The sequence below is a fragment of the Mycolicibacillus trivialis genome (assembly GCF_002102395.1).
GTDB lineage: Bacteria > Actinomycetota > Actinomycetes > Mycobacteriales > Mycobacteriaceae > Mycobacterium > Mycobacterium triviale.
In genome coordinates, this window is the sequence record NZ_LQPZ01000017.1 from 195,078 (window position 1) to 220,710 (window position 25,633).

Annotated in this window: 25 protein-coding genes, 1 pseudogene and 1 riboswitch; of the genes and pseudogenes, 15 read left to right on the forward strand and 11 right to left on the reverse strand. The window is 70.2% G+C overall.

Going from position 1 to position 25,633, the window contains the following annotated elements; all coding sequences use genetic code 11:
- Window positions 1–2: 2 nt before the first annotated feature.
- Window positions 3–572: a lipid droplet-associated protein gene (locus tag AWC30_RS08020; RefSeq protein ID WP_085109652.1), complete on the reverse strand. Its 570-nt coding sequence runs from the start codon at window positions 570–572 to the stop codon at window positions 3–5.
- Between the two features lie 83 nt (window positions 573–655).
- Between AWC30_RS08020 and AWC30_RS08025 the strand changes: the two genes are divergently transcribed.
- Window positions 656–1,654, forward strand: a complete 999-nt coding sequence (locus tag AWC30_RS08025) for a 4-hydroxy-3-methylbut-2-enyl diphosphate reductase (RefSeq protein WP_085109727.1) — start codon at window positions 656–658, stop codon at window positions 1,652–1,654.
- 142 nt (window positions 1,655–1,796) lie between these two features.
- Here the strand turns inward: AWC30_RS08025 and AWC30_RS08030 are convergent, their stop codons facing one another.
- Complete coding sequence (locus tag AWC30_RS08030) at window positions 1,797–2,807, reverse strand: DUF6542 domain-containing protein (RefSeq protein ID WP_085109653.1); 1,011 nt, start codon at window positions 2,805–2,807, stop codon at window positions 1,797–1,799.
- 119 nt (window positions 2,808–2,926) lie between these two features.
- Between AWC30_RS08030 and ychF the strand changes: the two genes are divergently transcribed.
- Window positions 2,927–4,000, forward strand: a complete 1,074-nt coding sequence (gene ychF / locus AWC30_RS08035) for a redox-regulated ATPase YchF (protein WP_085109654.1) — start codon at window positions 2,927–2,929, stop codon at window positions 3,998–4,000.
- A gap of 194 nt (window positions 4,001–4,194) precedes the next feature.
- Window positions 4,195–4,314 (forward strand): annotated as a pseudogene (locus tag AWC30_RS18195) (type II toxin-antitoxin system RelE family toxin); the annotation flags it as partial.
- Window positions 4,315–4,404: 90 nt separating this feature from the next.
- Here the strand turns inward: AWC30_RS18195 and arr are convergent.
- Window positions 4,405–4,815 carry an NAD(+)--rifampin ADP-ribosyltransferase gene (gene arr, locus AWC30_RS08045; RefSeq protein WP_085109655.1) on the reverse strand — a complete coding sequence of 137 codons (411 nt, stop codon included), beginning with the start codon at window positions 4,813–4,815 and terminating at the stop codon, window positions 4,405–4,407.
- A gap of 104 nt (window positions 4,816–4,919) precedes the next feature.
- Between arr and AWC30_RS08050 the strand changes: the two genes are divergently transcribed.
- From AWC30_RS08050 to AWC30_RS08060, 3 genes are read left to right on the forward strand one after another with little or no spacing between them, the layout of a single operon-like run.
- Window positions 4,920–5,216: a hypothetical protein gene (locus AWC30_RS08050; protein ID WP_133053673.1), complete on the forward strand. Its 297-nt coding sequence runs from the start codon at window positions 4,920–4,922 to the stop codon at window positions 5,214–5,216.
- Window positions 5,217–5,232: 16 nt separating this feature from the next.
- The gene (locus AWC30_RS08055; RefSeq protein WP_085109657.1) at window positions 5,233–5,913 is read left to right on the forward strand and encodes a cysteine hydrolase family protein; all 681 of its coding nucleotides are present in this window, start codon (window positions 5,233–5,235) and stop codon (window positions 5,911–5,913) included.
- Window positions 5,914–5,950: 37 nt separating this feature from the next.
- Window positions 5,951–6,463, forward strand: a complete 513-nt coding sequence (locus AWC30_RS08060; protein ID WP_085109658.1) for an OsmC family protein — start codon at window positions 5,951–5,953, stop codon at window positions 6,461–6,463.
- On the opposite strand, the gene AWC30_RS08065 is transcribed toward AWC30_RS08060, so the two are convergent.
- On the reverse strand, window positions 6,460–7,353 hold the full coding sequence (locus tag AWC30_RS08065) for a LysR family transcriptional regulator (RefSeq protein ID WP_085109659.1): 894 nt from the start codon (window positions 7,351–7,353) through the stop codon (window positions 6,460–6,462). The genes AWC30_RS08060 and AWC30_RS08065 overlap by 4 nt on opposite strands.
- 75 nt (window positions 7,354–7,428) lie before the next feature.
- Between AWC30_RS08065 and AWC30_RS08070 the strand changes: the two genes are divergently transcribed.
- On the forward strand, window positions 7,429–8,670 hold the full coding sequence (locus AWC30_RS08070; RefSeq protein WP_234807987.1) for an MFS transporter: 1,242 nt from the start codon (window positions 7,429–7,431) through the stop codon (window positions 8,668–8,670).
- Here AWC30_RS08070 and AWC30_RS08075 read toward each other — a convergent pair.
- Entirely contained in the window at window positions 8,631–9,326 is a 696-nt protein-coding gene (locus AWC30_RS08075; RefSeq protein ID WP_085109660.1) for a guanylate cyclase, read from the reverse strand. The genes AWC30_RS08070 and AWC30_RS08075 overlap by 40 nt on opposite strands.
- Window positions 9,327–9,352: 26 nt before the next feature.
- Between AWC30_RS08075 and AWC30_RS17775 the strand changes: the two genes are divergently transcribed.
- Window positions 9,353–9,511, forward strand: coding sequence for a hypothetical protein (locus AWC30_RS17775; RefSeq protein WP_165756461.1), 159 nt, complete (start codon window positions 9,353–9,355; stop codon window positions 9,509–9,511).
- On the opposite strand, the gene AWC30_RS08080 is transcribed toward AWC30_RS17775, so the two are convergent.
- Both AWC30_RS08080 and AWC30_RS08085 read right to left on the reverse strand, forming a co-directional pair.
- On the reverse strand, window positions 9,508–10,296 hold the full coding sequence (locus AWC30_RS08080) for an adenylate/guanylate cyclase domain-containing protein (RefSeq protein WP_372507098.1): 789 nt from the start codon (window positions 10,294–10,296) through the stop codon (window positions 9,508–9,510). The two genes, AWC30_RS17775 and AWC30_RS08080, sit on opposite strands and share 4 nt — an antisense overlap.
- Window positions 10,297–10,298: 2 nt before the next feature.
- Window positions 10,299–11,153 carry an alpha/beta fold hydrolase gene (locus AWC30_RS08085; RefSeq protein WP_234807988.1) on the reverse strand — a complete coding sequence of 285 codons (855 nt, stop codon included), beginning with the start codon at window positions 11,151–11,153 and terminating at the stop codon, window positions 10,299–10,301.
- A 142-nt stretch (window positions 11,154–11,295) separates the two neighbouring features.
- Between AWC30_RS08085 and AWC30_RS08090 the strand changes: the two genes are divergently transcribed.
- From AWC30_RS08090 to AWC30_RS08100, 3 genes are read left to right on the forward strand one after another with little or no spacing between them, the layout of a single operon-like run.
- On the forward strand, window positions 11,296–12,210 hold the full coding sequence (locus tag AWC30_RS08090) for an alpha/beta fold hydrolase (RefSeq protein ID WP_085109662.1): 915 nt from the start codon (window positions 11,296–11,298) through the stop codon (window positions 12,208–12,210).
- Window positions 12,211–12,219: 9 nt separating this feature from the next.
- Window positions 12,220–13,452: a WS/DGAT domain-containing protein gene (locus AWC30_RS08095; protein WP_109561978.1), complete on the forward strand. Its 1,233-nt coding sequence runs from the start codon at window positions 12,220–12,222 to the stop codon at window positions 13,450–13,452.
- Window positions 13,453–13,485: 33 nt separating this feature from the next.
- Window positions 13,486–14,004 carry a DoxX family protein gene (locus AWC30_RS08100; RefSeq protein ID WP_085109663.1) on the forward strand — a complete coding sequence of 173 codons (519 nt, stop codon included), beginning with the start codon at window positions 13,486–13,488 and terminating at the stop codon, window positions 14,002–14,004.
- Here AWC30_RS08100 and AWC30_RS08105 read toward each other — a convergent pair.
- A complete protein-coding gene (locus tag AWC30_RS08105) occupies window positions 13,988–15,397 on the reverse strand; it encodes a short-chain fatty acyl-CoA regulator family protein (protein WP_234807994.1) in 1,410 nt (469 codons plus the stop codon). The genes AWC30_RS08100 and AWC30_RS08105 overlap by 17 nt on opposite strands.
- Before the next feature lie 127 nt (window positions 15,398–15,524).
- On the opposite strand from AWC30_RS08105, the gene prpD reads away from it, so the two are divergent.
- Genes prpD through AWC30_RS08120 form a run of 3 tightly spaced genes read left to right on the forward strand, consistent with a single transcriptional unit; the run spans window position 15,525 to window position 19,071 of the window.
- Window positions 15,525–17,027, forward strand: a complete 1,503-nt coding sequence (gene prpD, locus AWC30_RS08110; RefSeq protein WP_085109665.1) for a 2-methylcitrate dehydratase PrpD — start codon at window positions 15,525–15,527, stop codon at window positions 17,025–17,027.
- Window positions 17,027–17,944, forward strand: coding sequence for a methylisocitrate lyase (gene prpB / locus AWC30_RS08115; protein ID WP_085109666.1), 918 nt, complete (start codon window positions 17,027–17,029; stop codon window positions 17,942–17,944). The genes prpD and prpB overlap by 1 nt, the downstream gene beginning before the upstream one ends.
- A complete protein-coding gene (locus AWC30_RS08120; protein ID WP_085109667.1) occupies window positions 17,944–19,071 on the forward strand; it encodes a bifunctional 2-methylcitrate synthase/citrate synthase in 1,128 nt (375 codons plus the stop codon). The genes prpB and AWC30_RS08120 overlap by 1 nt, the downstream gene beginning before the upstream one ends.
- 9 nt (window positions 19,072–19,080) lie before the next feature.
- Here AWC30_RS08120 and AWC30_RS08125 read toward each other — a convergent pair whose 3' ends face one another.
- On the reverse strand, window positions 19,081–20,055 hold the full coding sequence (locus AWC30_RS08125; RefSeq protein WP_085109668.1) for an acyl-ACP desaturase: 975 nt from the start codon (window positions 20,053–20,055) through the stop codon (window positions 19,081–19,083).
- Window positions 20,056–20,226: 171 nt separating this feature from the next.
- Here AWC30_RS08125 and AWC30_RS08130 point away from each other — a divergent pair, with 171 nt between their 5' ends.
- Complete coding sequence (locus tag AWC30_RS08130) at window positions 20,227–21,948, forward strand: DUF3556 domain-containing protein (protein ID WP_085109669.1); 1,722 nt, start codon at window positions 20,227–20,229, stop codon at window positions 21,946–21,948.
- A gap of 313 nt (window positions 21,949–22,261) precedes the next feature.
- On the opposite strand, the gene metE is transcribed toward AWC30_RS08130, so the two are convergent.
- Entirely contained in the window at window positions 22,262–24,547 is a 2,286-nt protein-coding gene (gene metE / locus AWC30_RS08135) for a 5-methyltetrahydropteroyltriglutamate--homocysteine S-methyltransferase (RefSeq protein WP_372507099.1), read from the reverse strand.
- 123 nt (window positions 24,548–24,670) lie between these two features.
- Window positions 24,671–24,904, reverse strand: a riboswitch (cobalamin riboswitch).
- Window positions 24,905–24,947: 43 nt separating this feature from the next.
- A complete protein-coding gene (locus AWC30_RS08140) occupies window positions 24,948–25,607 on the reverse strand; it encodes an NAD(P)-dependent oxidoreductase (RefSeq protein ID WP_085109670.1) in 660 nt (219 codons plus the stop codon).
- Window positions 25,608–25,633 lie beyond the last annotated feature (26 nt).

A 25,633-nucleotide genomic window follows, 5' to 3' on the forward strand; every position in this document is an offset into this window, starting at 1 on the left:
GGTCACTTGGCCGACGCGCGGGTGATCCTGTTGGCGAGCAGCGTCTGGAACGGGGCGCGAGCCTTGGTGGACTCCTCGTAGGCGAGCAGGTCCTGCAGGTCGGTCACGCTCAGCGAGGACAGCCGGGCCCGCAGCTGCGCCAGGGTCAGCTCGGGGTAGTTCATCTCGGTCACCACTTCCGGGGCCGGCGCGTCGGGGTCGGCGGCCGGCTCGTCGCTCGTCGGCTCGGGCTGCCCCTCGGTGGTGGAGTACAGGGCGAAGCGGCCCTCGGTGCGACGCTCCCCGTTGCCGGGCGCGGTGTCGGCGGGCTCGTCCGCCGATTCCGGCAGGTCCTCGTCGAAGGTCGCCCACTCGGGCTGCTCGTCGCTGGGCGGGAAGATCGTCTCCAAGGTGGCGTCGCCCTTGATCGCCATCTCGGCCAGGTTCTGCTGCGCCATCATCACCATGTGCGCCGCCTGACTGGCCAAGGTCATCGGGTACATCAAGATCGTCCGGGGCAGTTTGCGGGTCTCCTCGACGGCGATCGTCGCGGCACCAACCAGCAGCCGGACCCCATACGGTGCAGTAGCCATGTGTCAAGAGTGCCTCAACCGGGCGTGTAGACCAAACAGCGGCCGGTGGCAATCGGGTGCCGCCGGAACGTAGGCTGGTGATCATGCCGCCTACCGTCAACATGGGAATTCCCGGTGCGGCCAGTTCTCTCATCGAACCTCCGACCGGGAAACGAGTACTGCTGGCCGAGCCGCGAGGCTACTGCGCGGGCGTCGACCGCGCCGTGGAGACGGTGGAACGGGCGCTGGAAAAACACGGCGCACCGGTCTACGTCCGGCACGAAATCGTCCACAACCGCCATGTGGTGGACACCCTGGCCGAAGCCGGGGCGGTGTTCGTCGACGAGACCGACGAGGTCCCCGAAGGCGCCATCGTGGTGTTCTCCGCGCACGGCGTGGCACCGACCGTCCGCGAGTCGGCCGCCGAGCGGGAACTGCAGGTCATCGACGCCACCTGCCCGCTGGTGACCAAGGTGCACAACGAGGCCAAGCGCTTCGCCCGCGACGACTACGACATCCTGCTGATCGGTCACGAGGGTCACGAGGAGGTCATCGGCACCGCCGGTGAGGCCCCCGACCACGTGCAGCTGGTCGACGGGCCCGACGCGGTGGACTCGGTGGTCGTGCGCGATGTGAACAAGGTGGTGTGGCTGTCGCAGACCACCCTGAGCGTCGACGAGACCATGGAGACCGTGGACCGGCTGCGCGAGCGGTTCCCGACGCTGCAGGACCCGCCGAGCGACGACATCTGCTACGCGACCCAGAACCGGCAGACCGCGGTGAAGGCGATGGCGCCGGAGTGCGAGCTGTTCATCGTTGTCGGCTCGAGCAACTCGTCGAACTCGATGCGGCTGGTCGAGGTGGCGTTGGGGGCGGGCTGCCCGTCGGCGCACCTGGTCGACTACGCTGGTGACATCCAGGAGTCCTGGCTGGAGGGCGTGCAGTCGGTGGGGGTGACCTCCGGCGCCTCGGTGCCCGAGGTGCTGGTGCGTGGCGTGCTGGAGAAGCTGGCCGAGCACGGCTACGACAGCGTGCAGCCGGTGACCACCGCCAACGAGACCCTGGTGTTCGCGCTGCCGCGGGAGATCCGCGCGCCGCGGTAGTCCCACGGGGCCACGCCGGCCCTGGCCTTGCCGGCCCCCTTTTCCCCTCGACTCTGCGTTGAGCAGACAGAAGTGCGAGTAGATCGTTTGGTGGCCGCAGAGTCGATGCGGCGTGCCGGCCGCACGGCGGCGGCAGGTCCGGTCAGATGTCGAATTCCCAGGAGTCGGCGCCCCGCGGCGACCGCGGTTCGGGCGCGCCGCGGTAGCGGACCCGGGAGACCGGGTGGTGAGTGCCGTTGTCGGCGGTGGTGGGCACCCGTGGCCGTCGCGGCGGCGCCCATTCCGACGCGGTGGACGACTCGTAGCGGCCGGTACGACGCTCGTAGCCGCCGGTGCGGGGCTCACGCAGCGGGTCGCGGGGCGTTGGGCGCCGGCGCGGCGGCGGAACAGCCTCGGTGGGGTCGTACTCCCGGCGCGGCCGCGGCCGGCGGGGGCGATCGGTGGTGCGGGCCGCGTCGCGGGTGCGCTGGCGGCGACGCCGCTCGGGGGTCTCCTCGGCGGGACGGGGCCGACGCCGACGCGCCGGTTGTTCGGCGCCCTCGGGGCGGGGTCGACGCCTGGGCCGCTCGGTGGGCTCCCGGTCGACGGTGTGGCGACGGATCCGCCGGCCCGTCGACGTCGGTTCGGACCCGCCACCCCAGATCGAGCGCAGCTTCGCCGCGATGACGGCCAGCGGGCTCTCGGTCGGGGTCTCCTCGACCTCGGCGGCCGCAGCGGGGGAGGCCAACCCCAGCAGCCAGCGGATGACGCCGATCAGCAGCACCAGCGCCGAGGTGAACAGCATCAGCGGGAACCGCTCGATGAGCGGGTAGCCGCAGTTGATCAGCAGGTTGCGCAGCCCGCCGTAGCTGGATCCGTGGAACAGGAAATAGGCGCCCGGCACGGCGCCGAAGAGGATCAGTGGCGGTTGGATGACGGCGGTGAACACCCCCGACTGGCGCACCGCGAGGACGGCGCCGACACAGCCGAGGACGTAGAAGGTGGCGAAGACACCGGTCAGTTCCTTGGTGCCGGTGGTGGCGTCGAATCCGAAGCCGATCAGCGTCATCGTCACGGCCACGAGCACCGCTGCCCACCACGGAACCCCGGCGACACCGGGGTGGATGGAACGGTGATCGGCGGGCACCGCCCACCGGGCACGCTGTGCTGACACAGGTAGACCGTACCGGCTGAGCGGTCGGTGACGCCGCATCGAGGCCCTCAGGTGTGGCGAACGCCCCAGCATCCCGGCGTCGTCGCCCACCGGCGTCGGCCCGATAGACTCTGGTCCCTGTGAGCTTGAGCCTGGGGATCGTGGGACTGCCCAACGTGGGCAAGTCGACATTGTTCAATGCCCTGACCCGCAACGACGTACTGGCCGCGAACTACCCGTTCGCCACCATCGAACCCAACGAGGGTGTGGTGCCGCTGCCTGATCCCCGGCTGGCGACGCTGGCGGAGATCTTCGGCTCCGAACGGATCCTGCCCGCGCCGGTGACGTTCGTCGACATCGCCGGCATCGTCAAAGGCGCCTCGGAGGGGGCGGGACTGGGCAACAAGTTCCTGGCCAACATCCGCGAGTGCGACGCGATCTGCCAGGTGGTGCGGGTGTTCTCCGACGACGACGTCACCCACGTCGACGGCAAGGTCGACCCGAAGGCCGACATCGAGGTCATCGCCACCGAGCTGATCCTCGCCGACCTGCAGACCCTCGAACGGGCGCTGGGCCGGTTGGAGAAGGAGGCCCGCACCCATAAGGACCGGCGCCCGGTCTATGAGGCGGCGCTGGCCGCCCAGGAGGTGCTCGACGGCGGTACGACGCTGTTCGCCGCCGGGATCGACACTTCCTTGCTGCGGGAGCTGAACCTGCTGACGAGCAAGCCGTTCCTGTACGTGTTCAACGCCGACGAGGCGGTGCTGACCGACGAGGCGCGGGTCGCCGAGCTGCGTGAACTGGTCGCCCCGGCCGACGCGGTCTTCCTCGACGCCAAGATCGAGGCCGAGCTCGTCGAGCTCGACGACGAGTCGGCGATGGAGCTGCTGGAGTCGATCGGGCAGGCCGAGCGAGGCCTGGATGCGTTGGCGCGCGCGGGGTTCCACACGCTGCGGTTGCAGACCTTCCTGACCGCAGGGCCGAAAGAGGCGCGGGCCTGGACCATCCGGCAGGGCGACACCGCCCCGAAGGCCGCCGGGGTCATCCACACCGATTTCGAGAAGGGCTTCATCAAAGCCGAGACCGTCTCCTTCGACGATCTGGTCGAGGCCGGGTCGATGGCCGCGGCCAAGGCTGCCGGCAAGGTGCGGATGGAGGGCAAGGATTACGTCATGGCCGACGGGGACGTGGTGGAGTTCCGGTTCAACGTCTAAGCGTGCGTTGGCGGCGGCGCGCAAGCTCGGCGTACCACCGGTGGTGGCATGGGAGGAGGGCGCGACGACCCCGACGATCGCCGCAGTCGCCGTGCACGCCTGGTCATCCCTGAAATCGACACGATGACGGTGCAAAAGACCGATTTTTGGCTCTCTGTGCCTGCTGACGTGTCGATTTCAGGCGTTATCGCCCGCGATCGGGCGGAAGGTTCTCCGCCAAGCGTGGCGGATTCAGGGTGGTCTATGAAATTCACGACGACAAAGTCGTGGTTCGGGTCATCGACGTCCGTCACCGGCGAGACGTCTGTCGGTGACGCCATTCGGTGGAGGTCCGGTCCAACGGGTGAACGCGCATCGGTTCACGCGGTCAGCGGTCCGGTCGAGGTCCGTGTCCTATCCAGGTCCTAGTTGATGATCTCGTCGCGCTCGTCCGCCCGCAACGCGGCCAGCCGGTCTCGCCACTCCTGGAGGGCTGTGGGAGACAATCGCGGCCAGTCGTCGACTTCTGCGATGACCCGGAGGGGTTCTTTGCTGCGGTAGGAGCGGGTCGGATTGCCGGGGAACTTCTTGTCGGTGACGTTCGGATCGTTCTCGAACGCGCCGGTCGGTTCGACCAGGTACACCCGTGGGGCACCGGGCCCGGCCGCGAGCTCGGCAGCCAGTCCCGCGCCGTCACGCAGGGCGGTGAAGTAGATGTGGTTCATGGTGATTTCGGGCCGGTAGTTGGAACGAAAGCCCGCAGAGAGTAGCTCTCCGACCGCCAGGTCCGCCTTCGTGCCGTGGTAGAACGGCCCGTCGTCAAGCACCGGCTCCATCGCATCAGGCTATCGGGAGCACCCCCCGTCACTTCCGGAAACGGATCGCGAGGTGTGTCCCGGCCGTGACCGCAACGTGACAGCCATCCCGCACCCTCGTGGACATGGCGGCGGTCGAAGCGATCTATCTCGTGGCGGCCGTGCTGTGGATTCTGGTGGTTTCCGCCGCGGCGATCGTCGGATGCCGCGTTGCGCTCACCGTGCGCAGAAAGCGCAGCCGGGTGCGGCGGTGGGCGACGGCGGTGCGTGCGCCGATCGATATCGTCATCTCGTTGCGCGGCGGGGCGCGGACCGCGCCTTCTCGGACCCCCGCCGGCATCGCATTGCAACTGCAGCGGCTGGCCCGCCGGCGGCCGCCGGCCCGGTGGGCGGCGCTGCCCGCCGGGGCCAAACGGCGGTGAGGAGCGAGAGACCCGGATGAGCGAGTACACCGGGCCGCATTGGGACACCGCGGCGCTGCTGGTGATCGATCTGCAGCGTGACTTCCTCGACGACGGTGTGGCGCCGATCCCGGGCACCACCGCGGTGGTGCCTGCCGTTGCGGCGCTGGCCGCGGCGTTTCGCGCGGCGCACCGGCCGATCGCGCATATCGTCCGGCTGTACGAACCCGGTGGCTCGGATGTCGACCTGCCCCGCCGGGGCGCGATCGAAGCCGGTGCACGGATCGCCGCACCCGGCTCAGCCGGTGCGGAGATCGCCGCGGGCGTCGCACCACCGGCGACCCGGCTGGATCCCGCCGCACTGCTTGACGGGAAAGCGCAACCTGTCGGTGAGCGGGAAGTGGTGGTCTTCAAGCCCCGCTGGAGCGCGTTCCACCGCACCGGGCTGGCCGACTGGCTGGCGCAGCAGGACTGCGACACGGTCGTCGTCGCCGGCTGCAACCTCCCGAACTGCCCGCGTGCCACCCTGTTCGACGCCAGCGAGCGTGACCTGCGCGCGGTGCTGGTCACCGACGCGGTGTCGCAGACCAGCCCCGAACGGCTCGCCGACCTCGCCGGCATCGGCGTCGCACTGCTCACCGTGGCGGAGGTGACGCGCGCGTTCGCCGGCACTCACCCGCCGGGCGCCGGGCCCGGCGTGCAGACCGTGGATCACTGAATTACGCTTCGCCGAACGATTAAGGGAAGGTAGTTCCGTGACCACCTCAACGAGCCATATCGCTGAACTGATCGCCGGGACCGAGGCGGCGGTGACCGCCGACCCGGCCAACGCCCAGACGGTGTTCAAAGCCGAGGCGATCGCCCACGACGCGGTCGCCAGCACTGTCACCCTGGGCAAGTACCGCATCGAGGTCGACGAGCCGCCGGCGCTGGGCGGGCAGAACACCGCCCCCAACCCGGTCGAGTACTACCTGGCCTCCCTGCTGTCCTGCCAGGTGGTCACCTGGCGGTTCTGGGCGGAGAAGCTCGGCATCGCGGTCGAGGACATCTCCGCCCGCGCCGAGGGCGACCTCGATGTGCGCGGCTTCTTCGGGTTCGACGACGCGGTCCGCGCCGGGTTCAACGAGGTCCGCGTGGTCGTGACGGTGAGCGGACCGGAGACCCCCGAGCGTTACCGGGAACTGCACGAGGCCGTCGAGGCGCACTGCCCGGTGCTGGACCTGACCCGCAACCCGACCACGGTTCGCACCACGCTGGAAACCCGCTAGCCGGCCCCTCCCGGCAGCAGCGACAGAAACGCCCGGGCCGCCGGGTTGGTGGGAGTCGCGGTCCGGCCGGCCAGCGCCAGGCGCCGCGTCGGCGGCTCGCCGCCCGCCGCGACCGGGGCCAGCCGCGCCACCGGCAACCCGCTGAGCCGGGCCACCGGTTCGGGGACGACGGCCACCCCCAGCCCGTGCCGGACCAGGCTGAGTGCCTGATCCATCTGGCTGGTGCGAAACGCGATCCGGCAGGTCACCGCGGCCTCGGCGAACAGCGCCTCGACCGCGGTCTGCAACCCCAGGCCGGCCTGGAACTCCACGAACGGTTGATCGGCCAACTCCGGTAGGGCCACCGCGGCCCGCCGGGCCAGCGGGTGCTCATCGCCGACGACCAGCACCAGGTCTTCCGGGTAGTCGCGCAAGGCCACCAGCCGGGCCGGCAGCGGGGTGGCATCCAGGGCCACGAACGCCAGGTCAAGATCGCCGTCGTCGAGCGCGGCCAGCAGGTCCAGGGTCGGCGCCTCGCGCAGCAGCACCTGCACGCCGGGATGGCGGGCGTGCAGCCGCGCGATGGTGGCCGGCAGATCCACCGCGGTGAAGGTCTGCACCACCCCCAGCGCCAGTTGCCCGGCGTCGGTGTCGCGGACGGCGGCCACCGCGGCCTCGGCGGCCTCGACCGCCCGCACCACCCGGCGGGCATGCTCGAGCAGCACGCGCCCCGCCGCGGTCAGCACGACCGAGCGGGTGGTCCGCTCGAAGACCGTCACCCCCAACTCGCCCTCCAGGGTGCGCACCGAGGCGCTCAGGCCCGATTGGGAGATGTGCAACTCGGCGGCGGCGTGGGTGAAGTGGCCGGTTTCGGCGACCGCGAGGAAGTGCTGCAGCTGCCTGACCTCCATAAACTAATCATAGTTCTTAAATCAACAAGATTGAGTTGTTTTACAACAAAGTCAGGCGCGGGGAGCATGGAGCGCATGCCGCAGACCACCGCCGCCCCCCGCATGGACCGCCGCCTGGTCCTGGTCATGGCGATCACCTCCGGGCTGGTGGTGGCCAACAGTTACTACGCCCAACCCCTGGTCGGCACCATCGCCGACCACTTCGGCGCGTCGACCACCAGCGTCGGGCTGATCGTCACCGCCAGCCAGGTCGGCTACGCCATCGGGCTGGCACTGCTGGTCCCACTCGGGGACCTGATGGAGCGACGCCGGTTGCTGACCGTGATGCTCGTCGCCACCGCCGGCTGCCTGCTGGCCATGGCCTTCGCCCCGAACTGGCCGGTGCTCGCGGCCGCCGCGATCCTGGTGGGCCTCGGCTCGGTGGTCGGTCAGGTGCTGGTCCCGTTCGCCGCGACCCTGGCCTACGAGGAGGAGCGCGGCCGGGTCATCGGCAGCGTCATGACCGGACTGCTGCTGGGCATCCTGCTGTCCCGGGTGGTCGCCGGCCTGATCGCCGGCGCCGCCGGCTGGCGCGCGGTGTTCGTCGTCGCCGCGGTACTCATGGTGGTCGCCTGCGCCCTCGTGCGCACGCTGCCGGTGCGCGCCCCCGAGGTGCGGATGAGCTACGGCACACTGCTCGCCTCGGTCATCGAGATCGTCCGCGAGGAACCGGTGCTGCGACTGCGGATGTGGTACGGCATGCTCACCTACGCCTGCTTCGGAGTGTTCTGGACCAGCGTCGGCTTCATCCTCGCCGGCGGCAACTACCACTGGTCGGACACCAAGATCGGGCTGTTCACCCTGTTCGGCGTCGCCGGCGCAGTGGCCGCCAAATTCGCCGGCGCGCTGGCCGACCGCGGCTACGCGCAGGTGCAGACCGGGGCGTTCGTGGCGCTGACCGCGCTGAGCTTCCTGCTGCTGTGGATCGGCGAAGCCCAGGTGGTCGCGCTGGCGGTCGGGGTGGCGCTGCTGGACCTGGGCATCCAGGGCACCCACATCACCAACCAGAGCATCTTCTACCCGCTACGCCCGGAAGCCCGCAGCCGGCTCAACACCGCCTACATGACCAGCTACTTCGCCGCCGGCTCGGTGGGCAGTGTGCTCTCCGCGGTGATCTACGGCGCCTACGGCTGGGGTGCGGTGTGCCTGCTCGGCGCGGCTTTCCCGGTGATCGGCACCGGGATCTGGCTGGTGGAGATGGCGCGTCGGTCGGCGCCGTCCGCCGCTGCCACCGCCGATCAGCGGGCCAGCACCTCGATCTCACTGCCGAGCCGGTAACCGGGCACCAGCGGAAGGACGTCGCCGCTCCAGAACGTCCCCGGGTCGAACCAGCTCGAATCCTTGCCGGTGTCGATCAACCCCATCTCCTCGTAGGTGATCGCCACCGTCTCGGCGCAATACGCACTGCGCAGCCCCGCGTCCCGCCTACGGGCCTTACGTCGCTGGGAAACCTCACGAATCTTCTTGTCCACGAACGGGATCCCACGAGTCCAATCATCGGGCGTCGGCAGCCGGCCGCGAAACCACCGGGCGGTCAGCCGAGCGGTCGACGGGAACGGGGTGCCGTTCATCCGGGCGATCACCCGCAGTAGCCGATCCTCCTGCTCCCGGGTGGCATACGGGGTCAGCTGGCGCAGCCAGCACCGCTGCCCGTACCGGCCCATCCACTGCTCGACCGCCTCGCGGGCGTCGTTGAGTTGCACACCGCGCTGATGGGTCCCGGTCCACACGTCCAGCAGCTTCTGGCCCAACTCGGCGTGCCACATCAACGGCGGCAGGTCGTCGATGGCCACCGTCATCCCGACATGGTTCACCGGCGCGTTCGACAGCGCCTGGATGGCCCGGTCCGGGCGGGAACTGCCCCGAAACAGCCAGATGTCGCCGGTGCGGGTCTCCTCCAGCGCGCGGCGCAGGCTCACGGTGCTCGCAGTCACCCCAGCACTGTAGGCAGACTGTGACCATGCGCAAGTACTGGAAGTGGCTGGGGTTGGCCGGAGCCGTGGGCGTCGCCGCCGGTGGGGTGCTGGTCGTGCGGGACCAGCGGCGCCGCAAGGCCTACACCGCCGACGAGGTCCGCTCCCGACTCCACCAGCGGCTCGCCGAAAGCCAGCAGCGCTAACCCGCCACCGGATACAGCCGATGGCGACCGCTGAAACCCTTCAGCTCGACCTCGTGGCCCTCGGCGAAACCGATGGTGTCGATGCCGTCCAGGGCCGTGCGCACCGGCTCGCTCACCAGGATCTGACCGCCCTCGGCGGCGGCGGCGACCCGCGCGGCCATCGCCACGTTGCGGCCGAACAGGTCGTCGCCGCGGCGTACCGAGCGGCCCAGATGGGCCCCGATGCGGACCCGAAAGCCGGTGCGGCGCGACCGTAGTGACTCCTGCACGGCGATGGCGCACCGCAGCGCGGGCTCCGGCGCGGAGAACGCGATCATGAAGCCGTCGCCCTGCCCCTTGACCACCAGCCCGCCGTGTTCGTCGACCAGGCTGCGCACCAGCTTGTCGTGCGCGGCGATCAACTTCACCCAGGCCCGATCGCCGATCCGCTCGTTGAGGGCGGTGGAGCCCTCGATGTCGGTGAACACCAACACCACGGTGCCGTCGCCGGCCACCCGGGCCAGATCGGGCCGCTCCACCTGCGCCCAGCCGGCCAGATCCTCGATCGAGCTGCGCACCGCGGCGCCGAAACCCTCCCGCCGCACCAGGTTGGCGGTCTGCCACACGGTCTTCACCGCCTCCCGGCCACCGGAGAGCAGCAGCGCCCGGGCATCGAAGCGCTGCCGAAGCCGGTCGACCTCGGCGTCGCTCTGCGCCAGCCGGCGGGACCCGACCCGCCACAGCACCACCAGCGCGACCGCCTCGGCCAGTGCGATGACGGCCAGCACCCACACCGCGACCGTCACGGTCAGCTCGACTCGGAGACGAAATCGACCACCGCGGCACTGAACGCGTCGTTGTCGTCGCCGGCCGCGGTGTGGCCCGCGGAGCCCAGTTCGACGAACTCCGCCGCGGGCACTTTCGCCAGGAAGTCCTCGACGCCGGCAGTGCTCACCACATCGGAGAGCTTGCCGCGGATCAGCAGGATCGGGATCGTCAGATCCATCACCGCCCGTTCGAGTTTCGCGGTGCGCAGCGCCGGATCGTCGCCGGGCTTGGTCAGCAGCGCCGGGTCCCAATGCCAATACCAGCGCCCGTCTCGCTCCCGCAGGTTCTTCTTGAGCCCCTCGGTGCTGTCCGGCCGCGGCCGGTGCGGCAGGTAGGCAGCGATGGCGTCGGCCGCCTCGTCCAGGCTGGCGAACCCGTCGACGTGGCGGAACATGAAGTCGCGGATACGGGCGCTGCCGCTCTTCTCGAACCGCGGCACCACGTCGACCAGGACCAGCCGGGTCACCCGCTGCGCACCGGCCTGTTCGGCGGCCAGGATCGCGGTGAGCCCGCCCAGGCTCGCACCGACCAGCGCCACCGGGCCGCCGATGGCGTCGATGACCGCCAGCACGTCGGTGGCGAGTGTCTCGATCGCGTAGTCGGCGCCGGGGGAGCGCTCGCTGTCGCCGTGGCCGCGGCTGTCCAGAGCGACCACGTGGAAACCCCGCCCGGCGAGCACCTGGCCGGTCTTCTTCCAGGAGAACCGGTTCTGCCCGCCGCCGTGCAGCAACAGCACCGTCGGGTGGGCGCCGTCGGCGGCGGCGCGGTTCCACTCGTCGGCGACGAGCACCACCCCGTCGGCGCCGGTGTAGCGGGTGGTCTGCGGCTGCTGCACCCGCTCACCGTAACGCCCGCCGCCCGGCCATCGGCCGCTGCCACGGTGGGGGTACCCGCGGGCGTCGCGCATAGGTTGTAATCGGAGGGCGGCCGGGCGGCGCCCGGGGACACGGCGAGCGAAGTGAGGCGGGCAGACAGTGATGACCGAACCGGACTGGATCGACGTCCCGCCCGCCGATGACTCCCCGGTGGCGCTGAAGGCCCTGAGCTGGGGGCCGGCCGAGGGGCCGGTCGCGCTGTGCCTGCACGGCTTCCCCGACACCGCCTACGGGTGGCGCAACCTGGCACCACGGCTGGTCGATGCGGGCTACCGGGTGGTGGCGCCGTTCCTGCGCGGGTACGCGCCCTCGGCGATCGCGCCGGACGGCTCCTACCACATCGGCGCGCTGATGCACGACGCGCTGCGGGTCCGCGAGGCGGCCGGCGGCACCGCCGACGACGTGGTGATCGGGCACGACTGGGGGGCCCTCACGGCCACCGGACTGGCCGCCATGCCCGACAGCCCGTTCACCAAGGCGGTGGTGATGTCGGTGCCGCCGGTGGCGGCGTTCCGCGCGGCCACCGGCTGGTCCGACCGGCTGCGGCTGGCCGGTTTGCTGCCGGCGCAGGCGCTGCGCAGTTGGTACATCGGCTTCTTCCAGCTGCCGGTGGTGCCGGAGCGGGCCGCCGCGCGGGTGGTTCCGCTGCTGTGGCGGCGCTGGTCGCCGGGGTACGACGCCACCGACGACCTCCGCCACGTCGATGCGGCGATCGGCACCCCGGAGGGCTGGCGCGCGGCGCTCGGCCCCTATCGGGCCACGATCCGCAACCCCCGGCCGCCGGCACGCTACGCCGAACTGCACCGGCACTGGCAATCCGCGCCGCGGCTCCCGACGCTGTATCTGCACGGCCGCGACGACGGCTGCATGACCGCCGACTTCGTGCCCTGGGCCAGCCGGGTGCTGCCGCCGGGCAGTGACGCCAAGGTCATCGACCGGGCGGGGCATTTCCTGCAGCTCGAGGCCGCGGACGAGGTCGGCGACGCGGTGCTGGCGTTCCTCGACGTCCCGGGCTGAGCCGCCGTCGTGCCGGTGCACCCGATGGCCGCCGTGGACGCCCAGTTCTACTGGATGGCCGCGAAAATCCCCAGCGACCAGTTCCTGCTGTATGCCTTCGCCGGCGAGCCGGCGCATTTCGACGCGGCCGCCGACGCCGTGTCGGACCGGGCCCGCGCCTGCCCGGCCCTGACGATGCGGGTCGATGACGGCAACCCGCTGACCTACCCGCGCTGGGTGAGCGGGACACCGCCGCCGCCGGTGATCCACCGGCTCGACCGCGCCGACTGGACCGGGTGCCTGGACGCCGTGGCCGCCCTGGGGGAGCGGCAACTCGACGCGCGGGTCATGCCATGGCGCCTACACCTCTTCCCGGGCGTCACCGACATCCCCGGCGCGGGTACCGGGACGGTCGCGGTGTTGCAGGTCGCCCACGCGCTGGCCGACGGTGGCCGGGCCTCGGCGTTGGCCGCCTGGCTCTTCGGCCGACCCGATCCGGTGCCCGACGTGCCGGTCGTCCCGCGCGGGTTTCTGCCCCGGCGGGCGGTGGCGGCCGCGCGCGCCCATCGCCGTCTGGACGACGACATCGCCGCCGGAGTGATCGCCGCCAAATCCGGGTCGCGGCCGTTGCTGAGCACCAACGCGCAACCGGACGGTCCGCGCACCCTGCGCACCGTGGTGCGCCGACGCGCGCAACTGACCGGACCGACGGTCACCATCGCGGTCCTGACCGCAGTCGGCACCGCACTGGCCGCCCACCTCGACGAGCCCACCGACACCGCGGGCGCAGAGGTTCCGATGGCCAAACCCGGCCCGCGACTGGCCCACAACCATTTCCACAACGTCAGCGTCGGCCTGTACCCGCGGCTCGACCCGGCGCAGCGCGCGGAGCGCATCGCCGACGAGTTGACCGCCGCGCGCCGCCGCGCCGAACACCCGGCCACCGCTGCCGCCGACCGTGCGTTCGCGGCTGTGCCCGCGCCGCTGTTGCGATGGGGCGTCGGCCGTTTCGACGCCGCCACGCGCCCCGATCAGGTCTCGGGCAACACCGTGGTCTCCAGCGTGCACCGGGGTCCGGCCGACCTGCGGTTCGGTGACACCCCGGTAGTGCTCACCGCCGGCTACCCGGCGCTCTCCCCGGCGATGGGCCTGACCCACGGTGTGCACGGCATCGGCGACACCGTCGCGATCAGTGTGCACGCCGCGCACGCGGCCCTCGATGATGTCGACGCCTACCTGCGGCACCTGGAAGCGGCGCTCTAGCAGCCGGTCGGCTCTGCCACTAGCGTGGCGGTCATGAGCACCGACACCGCACTGGACACCGCCCTGTTGATCCTGCGCCTGCTGCTCGGCCTGACCCTGGCCGCGCACGGGCTGAACAAATTCTTCGGCGGTGGACGGATCCCCGGCACCGCCGACTGGTTCGAGAGCATCGGGATGAAGCCCGGACGCGTCCACGCGATCGCCGCGGCCACCACCGAAACCGCCGCCGGGCTGGGCCTGGCCGCCGGGCTGCTCACCCCGATCCCGGCCGCCGGGTTCGTCGCGCTGATGGTGGTGGCCGCCTGGACGGTCCACCGCGCCAACGGATTCTTCATCGTCGGCGGCGGCTGGGAGTACAACCTGGTGCTGGCCGGGTCGGCGGTCGTGGTGGCGATGCTCGGCGCCGGTCGCTACAGCCTGGACTGGCTGATCTTCGGCGACGACTGGGCCGCGGGCTGGTGCGGACTGCTGATCGCGTTGGGACTCGGGCTGGCCGGCGCCATCGGGCAACTGGTGCTCTTCTACCGCCCGACGGTCAGCCGGGACCGGTAGCCGGCGAGTACGGCAGTCCGCTGCTGGTGTTCTCGTCGACCACCACCGGCCTGCCCAGGTACGGGAAGGCGCGCTGCGCACACGACGGTCGGCTGCAGATCTTGCACCCGGCCCCGATCGGCACGGCGGTCGAAGGATCGTCGAGCGCCACCCCGGTGGAGTAGACCAACTGATCGGCGTGCGCCAGATCGCAGCCCAGTCCGATCGCGAAACTCTTCTGCTGGCCGAGGTATCCGCGCGACTCGGGGCTGGTGGTCTTGGCGATCCAGAAATAGGATCGGCCGTCGGGCATCTGGGCGACCTGGGTGACCAGCCGGCCGGGCTGGGCGAACGCGTCGTGGACCACCCACAGCGGGCAGCTACCGCCAACACGGCTGAAGTGAAACGCGGTGGCCGACTGACGTTTCGAGATGTTGCCCGCTTTGTCGGTGCGCACGAAGATGAACGGCACGCCGCGCAGTTGCGGGCGCTGCAGGGTGGACAGCCGGTGGCAGACGGTTTCGAATCCCACCTCGAACCGGCGGGCCAGCAGGTCGATGTCGTAACGCAATTCGGTAGCCGCGGTGTGAAACTCGGTGTAGGGCAGCAGGAAGGCGCCGGCGAAGTAATTGGCCAGGCCGATCCGGGCGACGCCGCGCGCCTCGGTGCTCAGGTGCGCATCCTCGGCCAGGATCGCCGAGATAAGCTCCGCCTGGCTGAGCAGCGCCAGCTGGGTGGCGATCTGGAAGGCGCGCTGGCCGGGCAGCAACCAGTGGGCGACCCGTAACACTTTGCCCGGGGCGTCGAAGTGGCGTTTGGTCTGCTCGCCGAGCCGGGTGTCGACGTGGACCACGATGCCGAAGCGCTCGGCCATCAACTCGGCGAGCTGGATGTCCAATCCACCGACCCGCATGCCGTGGTCGCGGAACATCTGCTCGGCGGCGGAGTCGAGCTCGCCGATGTAGTTGCTGCGGTCGTAGAAGAAATCCCGCACCTCCTCGAACGGCATCGGCCCGTCGGGGGCCGGGTCGGCGGCCGCGCGGAACCGGTAGCCCTCCAACTCGTCGCTGGCGTCGCGAAGCCGGCGATGCATGCTCACCACGGCCCGGCCCAGTTCGGGCATCCGGGCCACCAGCTCCTCGATCTGGCTCCCGGTCGCGGGATGCTCACCCGCCTCGGCGGTGAACACCTCGGCGAGGTCGGCGGCCAGCCGCGCGTCGGTGTCGGGGGAGAAGTAATGCGCGGGCAGATCGAAGCGCTCGGTCAACACCAGCAGCACCGAGACCGTCAGCGGACGCTGGTCGTTCTCCAGTTGGTTGACGTAGCTGGCCGACAGATCCAGCGCGCGTGCCATCGCGACCTGGGTGAGCCCACGCTCCTCGCGCAACCGTCGGAGCCGGGCGCCGGAGAACATCTTGGCCACCGCAGAACTGTACCGCGCCGATCGTTCACAACATTCGCATCCGGCTCGGCCTGAGGACGCAAAAATCCACATCAACAGGGGGCTTCCGCTTCTCGCGATCCTGCATATGGTGTGAATCATGCAGACTCATTCCGTTCACACCCGCCGCAGTGCCGAGGCGTTCCCCCGCACCGACGAACTGGCCTGGAAGATCGCCGAAGTGGCCGCCGACCCGGTGGCCGTGGAACCCGACACCGAGGCGATGGTGATCAACCGGATCATCGACAACGCCGCGGTGAGTGCCGCCGCGGTGCTGCGGCGCCCGGTCAGCGTCGCCCGCGCGCAGGCGCTGGCCCACCCGGCTGAGCCGGGCGCGGCGGTCTTCGGCGTCACCGGCGGCTACTCCGCGGAGTGGGCGGCCTGGGCCAACGGCGTCGCGGTGCGTGAACTGGACTTCCACGACACCTTCCTGGCCGCGGACTACTCCCACCCCGGTGACAACATCCCGGCGCTGGTCGCCGTCGGCCAGCACCTGGGCTGCACCGGCGCCGACCTGATCCGCGGGCTGGCCACCGCCTATGAGATCCAGATCAACCTGACCCGGGGGATCTGCCTGCACCAGCACAAGATCGACCACGTCGCCCACCTCGGGCCGTCGGCCGCGGCCGGACTGGGCACGATGCTGAACCTGGACACCGAGACCATCTACCAAGCGATCGGCCAGGCCCTGCACCTGACGACCGCCACCCGGCAATCCCGCAAGGGCCTGATCTCGAGCTGGAAGGCGTTCGCCCCGGCCCACGCCGGCAAGATCGCCATCGAGGCGGTGGACCGCGCGATGCGCGGGGAGGGCTCCCCGGCGCCGATCTGGGAGGGCGAGGACGGTGTCATCGCCTGGTTGCTGGCCGGCCCCGAGCACACCTACCAGGTCCCGCTGCCCGGCCCCGGCGAACCCAAACGCGCCATCCTCGACAGCTACACCAAGGAACATTCCGCGGAGTACCAGAGCCAGGCGCCCATCGACCTGGCCCGCCGGATGCGCGAGCGCATCGGCGACCTCGACCAGATCGCCACCGTCGTGCTGCACACCAGCCACCACACCCACGTGGTGATCGGCACCGGCTCGGGCGACCCGCAGAAGTTCGACCCCGACGCGTCGCGGGAGACCCTCGACCACTCGCTGCCCTACATCTTCGCGGTGGCGCTGCAGGACGGCAGCTGGCATCACCAGCACTCCTACGCACCGGAGCGGGCCCACCGGCCGGACACCATCGAGCTCTGGCGCAAGATCTCCACGGTCGAGGACCCGGAGTGGACCCGCCGGTACCACTCGACCGACCCGGCCGAGAAGGCGTTCGGTGCCCGCGCGGAGATCACCCTCAAAAACGGCGACGTGATCAGCGACGAACTCGCGGTCGCCGACGCCCACCCGCTCGGGGCGCACCCGTTCACCCGCGAGCAGTATGTCGCGAAGTTCCACGAGTTGGCCGCCGACGTGGTGGAGCCGGCCGAACGGGACCGGTTCGTCGCCGCCGCCGAAGGCGTCTCGGCGCTGGCCGGCGGCGAGTTGGCGGCCCTCAACGTGCGGATCGAGCCGGCCGTGCTGGACAAGGCGCCGAGCATCCCGGCGGGGATCTTCTGATGGCCGGCCTGCTGAACGCGGCCGCGGACCCCGCCGACAAGCGGGCGGCGTTTCGTCGCGGACTCGATTCGGGCCGGCTGCAACGGTTCCCCGGCGCGTTCTCGCCGCTGGTGGCGAAGCTGATCGCCGAGATCGGCTTCGACGGCGTCTACGTCTCCGGTGCGGTGCTCTCCGCCGACCTCGGCCTGCCCGACATCGGGTTGACCACGCTGAGTGAGGTCGCGGCCCGCGCCGGACAGATCGCCGCCGCCACCGACCTGCCGACCCTGGTCGACGCGGACACCGGGTTCGGGGAGCCGATGAACGCCGCGCGCACCGTCGCGGTGCTCGAGGACGCCGGCCTGGCCGGCTGCCACCTCGAGGACCAGGTCAACCCGAAGCGCTGCGGACACCTGGACGGCAAGGCGGTGGTGGAGACCGCCGACATGGTCAAGCGGTTGCGGGCGGCGGTCTCGGCGCGCCGGGACCCGAACTTCGTGGTCTGCGCACGCACCGACGCCGCCGGCATCGAGGGGATCGGCGCGGCGATCGAGCGGGCCCGCGCCTACGCCGACGCCGGTGCGGACATGATTTTCACCGAGGCACTGGCCGGCCCGGCCGACTTCGAACGGTTCCGTTCCGCGGTCGACATCCCGTTGCTGGCCAACATGACCGAGTTCGGTAAATCCGAGCTGCTCACCGTAGAGCAACTGAGCGATCTCGGCTACAACGCGGTCATCTACCCGGTGACGACGTTGCGTCTGGCGATGTTCGCCGTGGAGGAGGGCCTGCGCGAGATCGACCGGGCCGGCACCCAGGACGCGCTGCTCGACCGGATGCAGCACCGGAGTCGGCTCTACGAGCTGCTGCGTTACGCCGACTACAACCAATTCGACGACGAGATCTTCAATTTCACCGTGCGCGAAGGAAACCGATGATGATGACCGCCGATGCCGAACCACAGATCCGCAAGGGGCTGGTCGGGGTCGTGGCCGACACCACCGCGATCTCCAAGGTGGTCGCCGAGACCAACTCGTTGACCTATCGCGGGTATCCGGTTCAGGATCTGGCCGCGCACTGCAGCTTTGAGCAGGTGGCTTACCTGCTGTGGCACGGCGAGTTGCCCACCGACGCCCAGTTGGCGCTGTTCTGCCAGCGGGAGCGGGCCAGTCGCCGGGTGGACCGTTCGATGCTGTCGCTGCTGGCCAAGCTGCCGGACACCTGCCATCCGATGGATGTGGTGCGCACCGCGATCAGCTATCTCGGCGCCGAAGACCCCGAGGAGGACGACGGCTCGGAGTCGGCGAACTTCGCCAAGGCGTTGCGGATGTTCGCGGTGCTGCCCACCATCGTGGCCACCGACCTGCGCCGGCGGCGGGGTCTGGAGCCGATCGCCCCGCACAGTCAACTCGGCTACGCGGAGAACTTTCTGAACATGTGCTTCGGGTCGGTCCCGGACCCGGTGATCGTCGCCGCCTTCGAGCAGTCGATGATCCTCTACGCCGAACACGGCTTCAACGCCTCCACGTTCGCCGCCCGGGTGGTCACCTCGACGCTGTCCGACACCTACAGTGCGGTGACCGCCGCGATCGGCGCGCTCAAGGGTTCGTTGCACGGCGGTGCCAACGAAGCCGTCATGCACGACATGCTCGAGATCGGTGACGCGTCCCGGGCCGCGGAGTGGTTGCGCGGCAAGCTGGATCGCACGGAGAAGGTGATGGGCTTCGGTCACCGGGTCTACAAGCGCGGTGACTCGCGGGTGCCGACGATGAAGCAGGCCCTGATCCGGGTGGCGGGTGCTCGCGACGGGCAGCGGTGGCTGGACATCTACACCGTGTTGGAGACCGCGATGGCCGAGTCGACCGGGATCAAACCGAACCTGGACTTCCCGACCGGGCCGGCCTACTACCTGATGGGATTCGACATCCCGATGTTCACACCGCTGTTCGTGATGAGCCGGATCACCGGATGGACGGCGCATATCATGGAGCAGGCCACGTCCAACGCGTTGATCCGGCCGCTGAGCGCCTACTCGGGGCGCCCGCAGCGCGCCGTCGGGGTCTGACGCGCGGCGTCAGTTCCGGCTGCCGGCCGCGGCTTTCGCGTCGCGGTCGGCCTTGGCGGCCTGACGCGCCAGCAGGTGGGCACGACGCTCCTCGAAGCGCACCACATCCTGCTCGAGTTTCTCGACGAACTGGCCGAGCTCGTTGCGGATCTGGTCGCCGCGGGCGGAAAGGTCGGTGCGCTCGAAGACCTTCCAGGTCCGCAGTACCGGCATGACCACCTCGTCGAGGTGCTGGCGCAGGTCGTAGATGCCGTGCTTGACCATCAGCACGCCGTTGCGGCGCCAGTTGGGCATCCCGCGCCCGGGCATGTCGAAGTCCTGTATCACCCGGTTGATCGCGTCCATGGTCTGATCGGGCGCCAGGTCGAAGGCCGAACCGGTCAGATCCCGGTAGAACACCGCGTGCAGGTTCTCGTCCTGGGCGATCCGGCGGAGCATGCGGTCGGCGATCGGGTCGTTGCAGACCCGGCCGGTTTGCCGGTGGCTGACCCGGGTGGCGACCTCCTGCAGGGTGACGTAGGCCGACTGGATCAGCACGCCGCTGAAGTCCTCGGGGGCGTGGACACCGCGGGCGACGTGCGCCATCCGCGCCTTCTCCAACTCCACCGGGTCGACCCCGCGGGTGACCACCAGGTAGTCGCGCATGGCGATGCTGTGCCGGTTCTCCTCGGCCGTCCAACGGCCGATCCAGGTGCTCCAGGCGCCGTCGTGGGAGAAGTTCTCCGAGATGTAGCGGTGGTAGGACGGCAGGTTGTCCTCGGTGAGCAGGTTCACCACCATCGCGACTTTGGCGACCTCGGAGAGTTCCGACTGCTCCTCGGACCAGTCGGTGCCGCCGAGCGCAGCGTAGTTGCGTCCCTCATCCCACGGCACGTAGTCGTGCGGGTTCCAGGTTTTGGCGATCGCGAGGTGCCGGTTGACGTAGTCGCCGACCACCGGTTCGAGTTCTGTCAGCAGTTCGACTTCGGAGAGTTCCTTGGCCATCGTGCCCCCGCCTGTCAAGTGGGACCCGCAATATCCGTCCCACGATGTGTTTAGGGCCAGCGCCAACGCTACACGGCCAGCGCTTCAGGGTCACATCCGCGGAAGCGCTGCGGCGTGTTGTCAGCGGCGCAAACAGCCCCATTTTTTTAGAACACGTTCTAGTGTACGGCCATGGGGTTTCTCAAGCCAGAATTGCCGGTCGTCGACTTCCCGACCTGGAGCAAAGGCACCCGGAGTGAGAAAATCCGCCCGATGGCGCGGCACTGGGCCGAGGTCGGATTCGGCACGCCGGTGGTGCTGCACCTGTTTTACCTGGTCAAGATCGGGCTCTACATTCTCGGCGGCTGGCTCGTCGCGCTCAGCACCGACGGGATCGACGGCTTCACTTCCGTCGGCACCTGGTGGAGCGAACCGATCGTGTTCGAAAAAATCGTGCTGTTCACACTCCTGTTCGAGGTGATCGGGCTGGGCTGCGGGTTCGGCCCGCTGAACAACCGGTTCTTCCCGCCGATGGGGTCGATCCTGTACTGGCTGCGGCCGGGCACGATCCGGTTGCCGCCGTGGCCCGGGCGCGTCCCGCTCACCCGCGGCACCACCCGCACCCCGGTCGACGCCGCGCTGTACGGCGCGCTACTGGTGATGACCGGCTGGGCGCTGTTCTCCGACGGCACCGGACCCATCCCGCAGCTGGGCACCGAGATCGGCGTGCTGCCGGCCTGGCAGATCGTCGCGGTGCTGGCGCTGCTGGCGGTGCTGGGAATGCGCGACAAGGTGATCTTCCTGGCCGCCCGCGGTGAGGTCTACGGCCCGCTGGCGGTGGTGTTCCTGTTCGACGGTGCCGACATCATCATCGGCGCGAAGCTGATCTTCCTGGTGATCTGGGTGGGTGCGGCCACCTCGAAGCTGAACCGGCACTTCCCGTTCGTGATCTCGACGATGATGAGCAACAACCCACTGATCCGGCCGCGGGCACTCAAACGGCGGTTTTTCCGGTCGTTCCCCGACGACCTGCGCCCGGGCCGGCCGTCGAAGCTGCTGGCCCACCTCAGCACCGCGATCGAGATGGGCGTCCCGCTGGTGCTGTTCTTCTCCCACGGCGGCTGGCCGACGGCGATCGCCGCGTTCGTCATGGTCTGCTTCCACCTGGGCATCCTGGCGGCCATCCCGATGGGGGTACCGCTGGAGTGGAACGTCTTCATGATCTTCGGGGTGCTGGCGATCTTCGTTGCCCACCCCGGCGTCGGCCTGGGCGACCTGAACCATCCGGTGCCGGTGATCGCGCTGTTCGTCCTCAGCGCCGGCACCGTCGTGCTGGGCAACCTGTTTCCGAACAAGATCTCGTTCCTGCCCGGGATGCGGTACTACGCCGGGAACTGGGACACCAGCCTGTGGTGCCTCACCGCCGCCGCCGAGGAGAAGATCAGCCGCGGCGTCGTGGCGATCGCGAGCATGCCTGCCGCGCAGCTGGAACGGTTCTACGGCAGCAAGGAGGCCGCCCAGATCCCGATCTACATGGGGTACGCCTTCCGTGGCTTCAACACCCACGGCCGCGCCCTGTTCACCCTGGCGCACCGGGCGCTGGCCGACGTCGATGAGGACGACTACACCCTCACCGACGGCGAGCGGATCTGCTCGACGGCGGTGGGATGGAACTTCGGCGACGGCCACATGACCAACGAGCAGCTCATCGCGGCGCTCCAGCAGCGTTGCGGCTTCGAGCCCGGCGAAGTGCGGGTCGTCATCCTCGACGCCCAGCCGATCCACCGCCAGACCCAGCGCTACCGACTGGTCGACGCGGCCACCGGCGAGTTCGAGCGCGGGCAGGTCCGGGTGGCCGACATGGTCGACCGTCAGCCCTGGGACGACGATCTGCCGGTGCAGGTCACCGGCTGAACCGCGCCTGGACCTCGTCGATGTGTGCCCAGGCCCGGTCGGCGCCCGCCCATGCCCGTCGGCGCGTGCCCAGGTCCCGTCGACGCGTCGCCCAGGCCCCGTCGACGCGTCGAGATAGAAAATATGCAGCGAAAGGTCGAGAGAAGGCCTGCATAGCTTCACTCTCGCGGGCGTGGGGTCACGCAAGGGGGCGCCGACGGCAGCCTCGGCGGGCGTGGGGTGACGCAAGGGGGCGCCGACGGCAGCCTCGGCGGGCGGGTGACGAGTTAAGCGGGCCAGGGCCGGCGAGCACGCCCGCCGGCCCTCGAACCGCTCAGGCGTCGGGGCGGACCTGCTGGGCCGCGGCCACCAGGTTGGTCAGCGATGCGGTGACCTCCTCGGTGCTGCGCGTCTTCAACCCGCAGTCCGGGTTCACCCACAGCCGCTTGGCCGGAACCGCCGCCAGCGCCTCGCGCAGCGAGGTCACCATCTCGTCGGTGCTGGGCACCCGCGGGGAGTGGATGTCGTAGACGCCGGGCCCGACGCTGTTGGAGAAGCCGATCGCGTTGAGGTCCTCGAGCACCTCCATGTGCGAGCGGGCCGCCTCGATCGAGGTGACGTCGGCGTCGAGGTCGGCGATCGCACCGATGACCTCACCGAACTCCGAGTAGCACAGGTGGGTGTGGATCTGGGTGGAGTCGGCCACCCCGGAGGTCGCCAGCCGGAACGCGCCGACCGCCCACTTCAGGTAGGCGTCCTTGTCGGCGTTGCGCAGCGGCAGCAGCTCGCGCAGCGCCGGCTCGTCGACCTGGATCACCGCGATGCCGGCGTCCTGCAGGTCGACGGTCTCGTCGCGGATCGCCAGCGCCACCTGGTTGGCGGTGTCGGCCAGCGGCTGGTCGTCGCGGACGAACGACCACGCCAGGATGGTGACCGGCCCGGTCAGCATGCCCTTGACCGGCTTCTCGGTCAGCGACTGTGCGTAGGTCGCCCAGTCCACCGTCATCGGGTGCTGGCGGGTGACGTCACCGAAGAGGATCGGCGGGCGCACGCACCGGCTGCCGTAGGACTGCACCCAGCCGTTCTGCGGGGCGAAGAAGCCGTCCAGCTGCTCGGCGAAGTACTGCACCATGTCGTTGCGCTCCGGCTCGCCGTGCACCAGCACGTCCAGCCCGAGCTGCTCCTGCAGCGCGATCACGTCGGCGATCTCGGACTTCATCCGCCGGATGTACTCGTCCTTGTCGATCTTCCCGGAGCGCAGCTCGGCGCGGGCGATGCGGATGGCCGAGGTCTGCGGGTAGGAGCCGATCGTGGTGGTCGGCAGCGGCGGCAGGTGCAGCCGGGCATCCTGGGCCTCGCGGCGGGCGGCGGCGTCGCCGCGCTGCGCGCCGGTCGAGGTGATCGACGCGATGCGGCTGCGGACCTGCTCGTTGCGCAGCCGCGGGTCGGCCTTGCGCGACGCCACCGCGGCGTTGGACGCTGCGATCTCGTCGGCCACCGCCTCGCGACCGTCGCGCAGCGCCCGCGCCAGCGTCACCACCTCGGTGACCTTCTCGGCGCCGAACGCGAGCCAACTGCGCAGGTTGTCGTCGAGGTCGGTCTCGGCGGCCAGGGTGTAGGGCACGTGCAGGGTCGAGCACGACGTGGACACCGCGACCGTGGCGGCCGACCCGCGCAGCGTGGTCAGTGTGTCGAGCGCGGACTCCAGGTCGGTGCGCCACACGTTGCGGCCGTCGACCACCCCGGCCACCAGGGTCTTGTCGGCCAGTTCCGGAACGGCGGCGACGTCGGCGCCGGCGCCGGCCACCAGGTCCACGCCGATCGCCTCAACCGGGGTGCGGGCGAGCGCACCCAGCGCCGCGCCCGGGTCGCCGAAGTAGGTGGTGACGAACAGCCCGGGCCGCTTGGTGACCGCGCCCAGCGCGGTGTAGACCCGCTCGGCCAGCGCGGGAGCGTCGGCGCTGATGTCGGTGACCAGCACCGGCTCGTCGAACTGCACCCACTTCGCGCCGGCCTCGGCCAGGCGGCCGAGCAGGTCGGTGTAGAGCGGGATCAGCTCGTCGAGGCGCTCGATGGGGGCGGATGCGCCCTCGACGGCCTTGCTCAACAGCAGGAAGGTGATCGGGCCGATGACCACGGGGCGGGCGGGGATGCCCTGCTCCAGCGCTTCGGTCAGCTCATCGAGGACCTTGGTGGCGTCCAGGCTGAATCGGGTGTCGGGGCCGATCTCGGGAACGATGTAGTGGTAGTTGGTGTCGAACCACTTGGTCATCTCCAGCGGCTGGATCGTGTCGGTGCCGCGGGCGGCCGCGAAGTAGCGGTCCAGGGCGTCGGGGACCTCGGCGACCCGCGGCGGCAGCGCACCGAGCATCACCGCGGTGTCGAGGATCTGGTCGTAGTAGGAGAACGTGTTGACCGGTACCGAGTCCAGGCCGGCCTCGGCGAGTGCGGCCCAGGTGTCGCGGCGCAGGGTGGCGGCGACGGACTCCAGCTCCTCGCGGCTGGTGCGGCCCGCCCAGTAGCCCTCGGTGGCGCGTTTGAGCTCGCGGCGCGGACCGATGCGGGGCGATCCGGTGATGGTGGCGGTAAACGGTTGAGCGGTCACAGATTCGTCCTTCACTAGCGGGTCTGGTTATCGCCCGACGGACGCATGGTCGATCCGGTCGGGTGCGAACTGCCGACGTAGCAGTGCAACCGGGACCGCCCGGCGCCCATTCCTCGAGGCGACAAGCCCCCGGGCGCGGCGCGCCCGGCACAGCAGGCAGGTCTTCGGACTCGCAGGCGCGCACCCGATGGTGCACCTACTGGCCGTCGCTTCCCGGTCGCGCCTCCGCGACCAGTGCCGATGACGGCGGTCGTTCCTGCATACCGCTGCGGGACAGTCCCGGATTCTCACCGGGTTCCCTCTTGCGAGGCATGCGCTTCGCTCGATGTCGATGCCTGGCGGCGCCGACAAACCTGCTGCGCAGCCGAGGTTACCGTCTGTCCCTGGCAACCGCCCGGTGGGTTAAGCCCGGGGTTTAAGCCCCGGCGATCGCCTCGGCGATCGGGGTGTCGCCGTCGTTGAACTCGACGGTGCGCCGGATCGTGGCCGCCCCGGTGTCGGAGGCCAGCACCGCGGCGATCACCAGTGCCACGTTCTCCCGCGACACCTCGCCCTTGCCGTGTTCGGGGCCGAGCGCGATCCGCCCGGTTGCCGGCTCCAGGGTCAGCCGGCTGGGGCCCAGCACTGTCCAATCCAGGTTGGTGGCCCGCAGATGGGCGTCGGCGGCGGCCTTGGCCTCGGCGTAGTGGAAGAACGGCTCGTCGGCGGGCACACCGTGCTCGGGGCCGGCGCCGAAATAGGAGACCATCACGAACCGTCGCACCCCGGCCTGGCCGGTCGCACCGATGATCCGGATCGCCGCGTCGCGGTCCACGGCGTAGGTGCGGTCGGGGTTGCCGCCGCCGGCGCCGGCGGAGAACACCACCGCGTCGTGCCCGGCGATGAGCTCCGAGAGCGCTTCGACGTCGAGTTGCTCGATGTCACCGACCACCGGGGCCGCACCGGTCACCGCGACCTCCTCGGAGTGGTCCGGGTTGCGGAACACCGCGGTCACCTCGTCGCCGCGCTCGGTGAGGATCCGGTGCAGGTGCATGGCCACCTTGCCGTGGCCGCCGAAAACGATGATGCGTGCCATGCCGCCAGGCTACCGGGGGGGCGCGC

Excerpts from the sequence above, each read along its gene's own strand:
- AWC30_RS08070 (WP_234807987.1), top strand. The coding sequence starts at position 7,429 with ATGCCGCAGACCACCGCCGCCCCCCGCATGGACCGCCGCCTGGTCCTG.
- AWC30_RS08050 (WP_133053673.1), top strand. The coding sequence starts at position 4,920 with ATGGCGGCGGTCGAAGCGATCTATCTCGTGGCGGCCGTGCTGTGGATT.
- AWC30_RS08090 (WP_085109662.1), top strand. The coding sequence starts at position 11,296 with ATGACCGAACCGGACTGGATCGACGTCCCGCCCGCCGATGACTCCCCG.
- AWC30_RS17775 (WP_165756461.1), top strand. The coding sequence starts at position 9,353 with ATGCGCAAGTACTGGAAGTGGCTGGGGTTGGCCGGAGCCGTGGGCGTC.
- AWC30_RS08055 (WP_085109657.1), top strand. The coding sequence starts at position 5,233 with ATGAGCGAGTACACCGGGCCGCATTGGGACACCGCGGCGCTGCTGGTG.
- AWC30_RS08105 (WP_234807994.1), bottom strand. The coding sequence starts at position 15,397 with ATGTTCTCCGGCGCCCGGCTCCGACGGTTGCGCGAGGAGCGTGGGCTC.
- AWC30_RS08025 (WP_085109727.1), top strand. The coding sequence starts at position 656 with ATGCCGCCTACCGTCAACATGGGAATTCCCGGTGCGGCCAGTTCTCTC.
- arr (WP_085109655.1), bottom strand. The coding sequence starts at position 4,815 with ATGGAGCCGGTGCTTGACGACGGGCCGTTCTACCACGGCACGAAGGCG.
- AWC30_RS08100 (WP_085109663.1), top strand. The coding sequence starts at position 13,486 with ATGAGCACCGACACCGCACTGGACACCGCCCTGTTGATCCTGCGCCTG.
- AWC30_RS08125 (WP_085109668.1), bottom strand. The coding sequence starts at position 20,055 with ATGGCCAAGGAACTCTCCGAAGTCGAACTGCTGACAGAACTCGAACCG.
- AWC30_RS08140 (WP_085109670.1), bottom strand. The coding sequence starts at position 25,607 with ATGGCACGCATCATCGTTTTCGGCGGCCACGGCAAGGTGGCCATGCAC.
- AWC30_RS08020 (WP_085109652.1), bottom strand. The coding sequence starts at position 572 with ATGGCTACTGCACCGTATGGGGTCCGGCTGCTGGTTGGTGCCGCGACG.
- AWC30_RS08130 (WP_085109669.1), top strand. The coding sequence starts at position 20,227 with ATGGGGTTTCTCAAGCCAGAATTGCCGGTCGTCGACTTCCCGACCTGG.
- prpD (WP_085109665.1), top strand. The coding sequence starts at position 15,525 with ATGCAGACTCATTCCGTTCACACCCGCCGCAGTGCCGAGGCGTTCCCC.
- AWC30_RS08120 (WP_085109667.1), top strand. The coding sequence starts at position 17,944 with ATGATGACCGCCGATGCCGAACCACAGATCCGCAAGGGGCTGGTCGGG.
- AWC30_RS08065 (WP_085109659.1), bottom strand. The coding sequence starts at position 7,353 with ATGGAGGTCAGGCAGCTGCAGCACTTCCTCGCGGTCGCCGAAACCGGC.
- prpB (WP_085109666.1), top strand. The coding sequence starts at position 17,027 with ATGGCCGGCCTGCTGAACGCGGCCGCGGACCCCGCCGACAAGCGGGCG.